Source organism: Providencia sp. AGC89 (assembly GCF_053543535.1).
Map to the genome: position 1 here is coordinate 1 of NZ_JBIXLP010000028.1, position 8,238 is coordinate 8,238.

The window sequence follows — 8,238 nt, forward strand, 5'->3', positions numbered from 1 at the left end:
ATGGGGGACAGTTTGCTTTTATCCAAACTTTCCCATTTTACTCTGGCATGTAAGCCGGGCGTCCATTTAGCGGGGAGCAGCACGCAACATTGCACGCCCCCGACACTGACTCTTGAGCCATTGACTGAAAAAGAGGTAATGCTGCCAAGTGTGTGGTTATAGCCACTCAGCCCCGCCGCCATGGGCTGGTTTTTGCTAGCCGCAAGGGAGCAGCCAGATAACAGTAAAACCAGCGTGCAAAGGGTGGCAGTGATAGCCCCGTGAATCGCCATTGGGCGTGAGGTTATTTCGGGCATACGGCAGGCTCCTTCATATTAATCGGTTCTTGAATCGGATATTCAGGGTCAAGGTAGCTATAACAAGAGGTGGTCACTTTGACTTGGTTGCAGGGTAAAAAATGGACATCTAAGCCACAGGCCGTTTTACTGTCATACTCAGGGATAGGCACGCTGACTTCATGCTGGGTGCTGTATTGGTCAAGTTCGGCTTCCCAACGCTTATAAGCCTCGACTTGGCTAAATTTCGGCATGGGGGACAGTTTGCTTTTATCCAAACTTTCCCATTTTACTCTGGCATGCAGACCGGGTGCCCATTTGGCGGGGAGTAGTACACAGCATTGCACGCCCCCCACACTGACACGTGAGCCATTAACGGAAAATGAGGTAATGCTGCCGAGGGTGTGGTTATAGCCACTCAGCCCTGCCGCCATGGGCTGGTTTTTACTGTTTCTAAAGCTATTTGAGCAACCAGAAATAAGTAGGGTACTGCATAAGTAAATTACAGCTAAATCAGAAATGGTCATCTTTATAAATGGCACGGCCTTCAAGGTATGAAACTCAACTTATTGCTTTGGTGTTGCAGTGGTGAATGCGGGTAGATGTTGAAGAACATAATCATCGGTATTACCAATAAAATCACTTTCATATGCTTGTAAAGTGAGGGTATAGAGCAGATCAAAATTTTCTTCTCGAGTTAAGTGGGGATTTTCAAAATCAGACAAAAACATTAATCTCACTGCATCACTAATACAGCCTATTTTGGTGAGCTGATTGATATCAAGTGTCAGAGTGGGAGGCGTTTGCTTTTCAACATCGATAAAAAAGGTGCCTTCCAGCCAGCGCATTTCTCCATCTTTATCTATCCAATTCCACATATAGGCAAGTTGGCTGAAATAACGGGCTTCATTCTCATTTAAAATGTGCTTAATCAGTTCAGGGAAAATACGGGGGTCATAGAAGCGTAAAATGCCAGTTCGGTTTTCCCATTTAATTTCAACCAGCGCCTGTAGAAATTTAGCAAGAGAATCAAAAGGTAATAGTGAAACAGCCACCAAAATTCGAGAGGAATGGTAGTAGTGGGCTAAAATCTCCGTTAAATAAATAACATGCATACCGTTATCCCACTTAAAGCGAATAAGTAGGGGGGAATCTTCAATAAAAACCTCTTCAGGCATGCCAGTGAACAGGGAAAGCCATTTGATGTCATCCCCTAGCATTTTTAATGCTGGAATAAAAGACTGAGATAAGCCTGCTTGGTCAATGATGATGTCGATATGGGTATTTTGTGCTTGAGCACTTATGGCTCGTAGTTTTTCTAGCCAAGCACCAACGAGTTCGTTGGATACACGATTTGGTATATTATTCACGGAATGCCACTCCTGTTACATTTTTAAGTGCTTCTTGCAAACATTCTTTACAAACAGACTGTGGCAAGTCAGGTAATGGGAAATCTTGACCTTGGGGACCATCCCATACGTGTTGGCCTTTTAGGCTGATACGGCTTGGGCTGTGTATTTCGATTTGTCCATCGGGAGCAATGCGGATATAGCCACCGCCGCAACCTAAAGTTATGCCATTTTTTGCGGTGAGCTGAATATGCCCTTGGGTTGATTGCACTGTGATATCCTTAAGTGCAATTGCATCAAGCTTATCGGCGTGTGACTCTATTTCGAAAGGGCCATTACCCGAGACGAAACGAACCCCTTCTTTTTGTGAAAGTAATGAAATCTTTTGGCTTGCATTGATACTGATGTGTTCACCACTGGCAATGTGCATTTCACCCATACTTTGGGCGTAATGTGCTTGCGCACTTTGCAATAAAATAGACTGCTCAGTGACTAACCCAATGCCATCAGTGGCATGCATTAAAACGGCTGGGGAGGCTAAGTTTTCGGCATTTTCTTGGAGTGCTTTTAAGCTATCTTGCTCTGGTGGTGCATTTTTATGCTGTTTGGTTATCTCCCCCCAGTTGGTTAATTGATTATTAGCGCCTTTTAATAATGAGATAGCAGGTGCCATCGCCAACACATCCCCACCGGCTTTATCCTGCTTATCGGTGGTAATAAACAACCCTTTACCCGCACGGATCGCGCCCCAGCTGTCGGTGCGTAACTCAAAACCATCACCACGCTGTTCGCGTTCGGCATTCACCAAATGCCCCAGGTTTAACTGGGTTTTTCCGCCATATTCGGTGCTGAGCTTAATATGCTCTTGCCCGCGTTTATCTTCCATGCGCAGTTTGTTATTCGCAGGCGTGCGGATCACATTGCGGGTGTTATTTTTATCCGTCACGTGGTCGGGGTGGCGAGAGTCATGCAGCGCGTGAGCGATGTAAGGGCGGTCTGGGTCGCCCTCATGGAAGGCGATGGCGACTTCTGTCCCTTGGATCAGCGGGAAATGCATCCCATACGTATCGCCGGCGTAAGGTTTCGCCAAACGCACAGGCATACTTTCATAGCCCTTGGTTTTTTCATCTCTGTCTGCATCGAATTTCACCCAATAAAAGCCGTGTTCATTTTGGTGGGCATAAATATCGTGGTCTTTTGCACTGGTGACACGCGCCATTAATGTTCCGGCAATCACAGGGCGTGGTTTTAGAGCAGGGCGCCAACACAGTGCTTCGGTGTAAGGCACCGCGTCAAAGCGAACAGTTAGCGCTTTATCTCGGCTGGCGGTAAAGCGTAGGCGAGTAATTAGAATTGGTGATTTGAATACGCTGGGTAACGTCGAACTGAGCGGGTTATCTTGAATACTTAGCACTAATAATGGCGTCAGGTCTGCAGCGCTACTTTCTCCGCGTAGTAAAGTCTGACGAGCTAAAAAGCGTTCGTGGTCGAGTCTTGCCCAGAAGTTAGCGGTTTCAGTTTCAGGGCGAATTTTATCTCCACGGGTGAGGTGGCGGCCTTTATAGTGATAAACATCGCCGTAATTGATTTTTTCCCCATCACCGCGAGTCATGTCCGCTACCGCAGAAATCAACGTATCTTCCGCCAGTCGGTGGTTATAGTCTTTGGCAAAAACAGTGTTTTCGACCACTTGATGACGTAACGATAACCTCCAAACACTGTCGGCATGGTTATCGTTCAGCCCTGAGGGGCTATTTAATGGCAGCGTTTTGTCATACACATAACCGCGTTGGCTGTCCGTAAAATGCAGGACTTCGGTTTGGGTATCATCTTGTAAACCAAAGCGATAAAAAATCCCCACTTCACTGAGTAAGCGCTCGATAAATTGGCGGTCGCTTTCATTAATTTGGTTGATTTGTTCGCGTTTTGGGTAGGCTTTTTCGAGATGAAATTCGAACTCCCAGCCTTTAAAATTGTGTTCACGCAGAATTTGTTCGACCACATCCGGAATGGATTGGTTAATAAAGAAACGGTGGCTACGAATTTGGTGGCGCAGTAGGGCAAAAAAGGGTTCGATAACTAACTGATAGCGCGCTTCATCCGCGGAGCCGGAGAGGCGACGGAAATCCGTCACTACGCCATGAACGCGCTTGGCAACGCTAGGTTGAGTGGCGAGTCCCATTACGTTATTTATCGGTGCACAAAAGGTCAGGCTGGCATTACGGCGTAATAATTGTTGAGCAGAAAGGTCTTGGGCGGAACAGGTAAACGTAATTTGGTAGCGATAGGTGTCGCTAGCGGCTTCACGCCCGGTAAAATGTTCAACGTCCAGTAAATCTGAGCAGCCTTGGACTTCTAGGCGATAGCGGTTTTGGCCTTGAAGGATGTTTTTGGCTGTGTCGAGTAGGCTCATGGGGTTACTCCATCAGTATGTGTCGTTTATTTGCTATTTGCGATATCACGCATTTTGATAATCATGCCTCGGTGTGCGGCTTCTTCATGTGCTTTAATCACTTCGCGAATAAGAACGATCACTTTGTTTGTCGCAGGGGGTAATTGACTATCATCAAAAGGGATTTTTTGACCCGTTTTTGTGTTGTATAAGCGCAACCCATAAGTGGGTAGGTAATAAAATGCCAGTAAGCCAGTTGGGGTCATTGGGATACCCTGAGCTTTTTCGGGCGTGATTAGGCGTAATGATTTATTCCAATTATCACCAAAATAAATCATACGGGATAAAAAATAACTAGAGTAGGGTTCGCGAATTCCACTTTCAGAATGCATAAACCAAGCACGAGAGTCATGAATGTAATCATCAAATAAGGCGATGACTTTAGCCGTTTCAGGCGATTTAGCGATCCCCTTCATTTGGGGGTAAATAACGCTTTTATAAACATCATCGCTGATTTCTTTGAGTTTTTCATATTCCCTACGCTCATCTTGATTCGTGAGCATATAAACCGTTTCGACCAGTTCGTCATCGATGAGTTGTAATAAATAGGACATCCCGCTGACGATAATGGGAAAACTGTGCTTAGGCAATGATTCACAGTTTGCAAACTCGCCAAGATAGGGTTGTGTATCACGAATGCAGTCCGCTTGTGTTCGACGAGAAGATATATCAATTAAGGGTTCAGGGCGAGGGACATCGTGATAATCCGCGGTAAACTCTAACGCGGCTTCCCACAGTTGCCCTCTAGCATTGGTGGCATCAAAGGTTGGCGTCCCCACATTGGTGGCAACCCAGTTGTCTAAGTTATCCCGCATGGCTTTTTGTTCTTTATCCCGTAATTCCGCTATTCCTTTAATTTCCTGCTCGGTATCGTAATATTCCTCTGTCAGTGCATCCACGGCTTGGTGACCAAAATCGGGTTCATAGGGTTGCGCGGTGATTTTAGCGTGCTGCGGCGCCTGTTGGAAAAACGGCTGTTGGGTAAGGTTGATTAACGAATGGGGCTGAGAGGCATAACGGCCTATTCGCCAAGCGGTGATAAGAACCAGCTGTACCTCAATAGCCCGTTCAATATCGGCATCGATAAAACGTGGCGGGCAATAATTTTGCTCAGGGGTTTTCGCCGTCACCTCTGTGGTATCCGGCAGGGTGTAAGTAACCCAATGATTAAATTTGTCGACAAGATGGGGGGAAAAAGCGAATTCTTTTTCAGTAGCGTCAGTTAGTTTTCTAAAAATATATGATTCTTGTAATTTGGGGTGTAGCAACGTAAAAGTTTCAGATGAAAGCGCCAAGGGCGCTCCCGCATCAATGGCGGCGGCATACATATCATGAAGGGCAATTTGCGACAGTAATTCACCATCCCCATTTCGTGACTTACCTTGGTCCCCTACTGGGTAAGCGCCCCCCACATCAGAGTGCATGCCAGGGTAAATAATTTCATAGCTATTCGGGGGGTAATTCCCTTCGGGGGTCCGAATAGAATCTAAACAGAACGCCTGACGTTGCTCGTGAGCCGCAGTAAAGTGATAACAGCATTTCACTAAATCGGACTTTGGTAACTGCTGCGTTCCCCCCGCCCAACCATTATGACCGGTCATCATCGGCACGGTATTGGCCATGCCAACCGCGGCCACGGTATCAAATAAGCCTAAAAACTCCACCGAAACGGGAATGCCGTATAAATGCCCTTTAACATGTTCAGGGTTGGTATATTGAGCAGAGTCATGGGCGTAGGATAATAACCTTTCCAACCAATAGACAAAGGTACGGGCTTCAGCAGAGCCGCGAGAAAACCCATAGATATACAGTTTTAACGCCACTAATTTAGGCGTATGCCTTAACAGTTTATCTCGTATCCCACTCAGTAACTCGAAAATGCCTTCAAGAGGGTTGTAATCATTTGTTTTAGTATAGGCGTTATTTGCTTTTCGGGAGCTAATTTTTCTTAATACGCGCCGGCGTTCGGCAGTGGTTATCTCAGTTTTATTCACTTCATAATATAACGTATTGCAGACATTGATTAACGCCCAAGTAATTCGGTCTTCCCCTCCGGAAGCAAAGGTTAACCCACTGCTGTAATATTCATTGGTGCCAATTTCGGGAAATGGCGTGCCCACCCCCGGTAAATAATAAGCAAAGAATCCAGACTGCATAGCTCTAAAATCATTAGGAGCACAAGCATGGTAAAGCTTAGCTACATTGGAGGGGTGTGGCGGTTTGGCTTTTTTAGTGTCATAGGGTTCATTATTATTGGTGCCATCAAAAAACAGGCTTACATGCAAGCTTTTGCAGCAAGGGTTGCGGTTTTTTTTAGGAAAGCCCTTGCGGTGTTCAACCTCTTTACTTTCAATTTTACCCATATTGGCTTCCAGAGCTTTTCTTGAAAGGGGTAAACGACCTTGTTCTGGAAACCGTGGTGGCGACCAACAGGGGGCGCCCTGCGTTAAGCGGTGACTGACAGATTCAATTTTCTTAATGGAGAGAAGGCCGGTTTTAAGTGCTCCTTTAAGTGCTTCTTTCGTTATCGGGTTTATTATGATGTTGCTGGGCATTCGGCAGGCTCCTCCATTTGATTAGGTTCTTTTATTGGATAATCCGGATGACGAGTAGCCAAACACGACAAGGTGATTTTTACCTCTTGGCAGGGTAAAAAGTGAACGTGCACATCACAGGCGTCATCATATTGCGGGATGGGCACCACCTTGCGGTAGTGGCGATAATTGGCTTTGTGTTTCACCATATAGGCCTTAAACGCAGGGTCGGTGACCCCAGGCATATCTCCAGGTCTTGAATTTGGGTCAACCTCCCACTCCACGACCACGGTTTGGTTGGGTGTCCATTTTTCGGGCACCATAACACAGCAGACACCGACTGCCCCTCGCCCTCGGGCGCCATTGACGGTGTACCAATTAACATAAGTGTCTTTCATATGGTTAAAGCCCCAAATATTGGCGGGCAGCATGTTGGTTTTTTTCTCCGGTGAGCAGGCGGTTAAGGCCAGTAACACAATTAAAACGGTACCGATAAGAGATATTTTTTTCATCCTAACCTCACTGAGCAAGTGGTGTGGCTGCGTTGTTTGGGCATTCGGCGGGCTCCACTTGGTCTAATGGGTCTTGAATTGGGTAGTCAGGGTGCCAAGGAGCCAAACACGACAAGGTGATTTTCACCTCTTGGCAGGGTAAAAAATGCACTTTGACATCACAGGCGTCATCATATTGCGGGATGGGCACCACCTTGCGGTAGTGGCGATAATTGGCTTCGTGTGCAGTTATAAAAGCATTGTATTCCTTACTTCCTAACTGTGGTCTATTTAGCGTATAGGCATCGGGATCAACCTCCCATTCCACGACCACCGTTTGGTTGGGCGTCCATTTTTCAGGCACCATAACACAGCAGACACCGACTGCCCCTCGCCCTTGGGCGCCATTGACGGTGTACCAATTAACAGCAGTGTCTTTCACATGGTTAAAGCCCCAAATATTGGCGGGCAGCATGTTGGTTTTTTTCTCCGGTGAGCAGGCGGTTAAGGCCAGTAACACAATTAAAACGGTACCGATAAGAGATATTTTTTTCATCCTAACCTCACTGAGCAAGTGGTGTGGCTGCGTTGTTTGGGCATTCGGCGGGCTCCTCTTGGTCTAATGGGTCTTGAATTGGGTAGTCAGGGTGCCAAGGAGCCAAACACGACAAGGTGATTTTCACCTCTTGGCAGGGTAAAAAATGTACTTTGACATCACAAGCGTCATCATATTGCGGGATGGGCACCACCTTGCGGTAGTGGCGATAATTGGCTTTGTGTTTTTTAACGAAATCACTAAATTCTTTAGTTCCCATAGGGGGCGATTTACCATAAGCATCAGGATCAACCTCCCATTCCACGACCACGGTTTGGTTGGGTGTCCATTTTTCGGGCACCATCACACAACAAACACCGGTTGCCCCTCGCCCTTGGGCGCCATTGACGGTGTACCAATTAACAGCAGTGTCTTTCACATGGTTAAAGCCCCAAATATTGGCGGGCAGCATATTCGCGCTTGTATCCGGCGAGCAGGCGGTTAAAGCCAGCAGTGCAGTCACAACGGCACTAAGCATCACTATTTTTTTCATCCTAACCTCACTGAGCAAGTGGTGTGGTCGCGTTGGTAGGGCATTCGGC

At 46.7% G+C, this 8,238-nt stretch carries 8 protein-coding genes; all 8 read right to left on the bottom strand.

Features of this window, described 5'->3' with window-relative positions:
• The coding region (locus tag ACIPUA_RS06720; protein WP_449059461.1) for a DUF3304 domain-containing protein at positions 1 to 296 on the bottom strand (296 nt) is incomplete at its 3' end.
• On the bottom strand, positions 284 to 802 hold the full coding sequence (locus tag ACIPUA_RS06725; RefSeq protein WP_449059462.1) for a DUF3304 domain-containing protein: 519 nt from the start codon (positions 800 to 802) through the stop codon (positions 284 to 286). The genes ACIPUA_RS06725 and ACIPUA_RS06720, both read right to left, overlap by 13 nt.
• 39 nt (positions 803 to 841) lie before the next feature.
• A complete protein-coding gene (locus ACIPUA_RS06730) occupies positions 842 to 1,645 on the bottom strand; it encodes a DUF4123 domain-containing protein (protein WP_210855063.1) in 804 nt (267 codons plus the stop codon).
• Positions 1,638 to 4,037: a type VI secretion system Vgr family protein gene (locus tag ACIPUA_RS06735; RefSeq protein ID WP_449059463.1), complete on the bottom strand. Its 2,400-nt coding sequence runs from the start codon at positions 4,035 to 4,037 to the stop codon at positions 1,638 to 1,640. Before ACIPUA_RS06735 ends, ACIPUA_RS06730 begins: the two co-directional genes overlap by 8 nt.
• 26 nt (positions 4,038 to 4,063) lie before the next feature.
• Positions 4,064 to 6,631, bottom strand: a complete 2,568-nt coding sequence (locus ACIPUA_RS06740) for a T6SS phospholipase effector Tle1-like catalytic domain-containing protein (protein WP_449059464.1) — start codon at positions 6,629 to 6,631, stop codon at positions 4,064 to 4,066.
• Positions 6,613 to 7,122, bottom strand: a complete 510-nt coding sequence (locus tag ACIPUA_RS06745) for a DUF3304 domain-containing protein (protein ID WP_449059465.1) — start codon at positions 7,120 to 7,122, stop codon at positions 6,613 to 6,615. Before ACIPUA_RS06745 ends, ACIPUA_RS06740 begins: the two co-directional genes overlap by 19 nt.
• A 7-nt stretch (positions 7,123 to 7,129) precedes the next feature.
• Positions 7,130 to 7,657, bottom strand: coding sequence for a DUF3304 domain-containing protein (locus tag ACIPUA_RS06750; RefSeq protein WP_449059466.1), 528 nt, complete (start codon positions 7,655 to 7,657; stop codon positions 7,130 to 7,132).
• Positions 7,658 to 7,664: 7 nt separating this feature from the next.
• Positions 7,665 to 8,238, bottom strand: a 574-nt coding sequence (locus ACIPUA_RS06755) for a DUF3304 domain-containing protein (protein ID WP_449059467.1), incomplete at its 5' end; no start/stop codon positions are given.